The sequence below is a fragment of the Kitasatospora sp. SUK 42 genome (genome assembly GCF_015776785.2).
Lineage (GTDB): Bacteria > Actinomycetota > Actinomycetes > Streptomycetales > Streptomycetaceae > Kitasatospora.
Map to the genome: position 1 here is coordinate 1 of NZ_LFMD02000019.1, position 412 is coordinate 412.

Sequence of the window (412 nt, forward strand, 5' to 3'; positions counted from 1 at the left end):
ACCGCGTTCCCACACCACCCTCCTCCACGCCACCCCCAAGGGCGCCGCCATCTGCCGACGCATCGCCAGGCGTCAACTCACCGCCTGGGGACTGAATTCGACGCACACCGAACCCTTCTACTCGGCGCTCCTGATCGTCGCCGAGCTCGCCGCGAACGCGATCATGCACGGACGCATTCCGGGGCGCGGGTTCGAGCTTCACCTCGCGCTCACCACCACCGTGCGCCGGGGCACGACCCTCCGCATCGAGATCTCGGACCCCCGGGGCGAACGTCTCCCCCTCCTCCCCAGCGTCCACACCCCCAACTCCCAGTCCGGGCGCGGCCTCGTCCTCATCAGCGCCCTCGCCGACCGCTGGGGCACCATCCCCCGCCACCCCAACGCCAAGACCGTCTGGGCCGAGCTCGACCTC

The 412-nt window shown here is 70.9% G+C and carries 1 protein-coding gene; it reads left to right on the forward strand.

The window, feature by feature from the left end; all coding sequences use genetic code 11:
- Positions 1-412: ATP-binding protein (locus RZ50_RS28140; protein ID WP_217681000.1), on the forward strand; the 412-nt coding region annotated here is incomplete at both ends.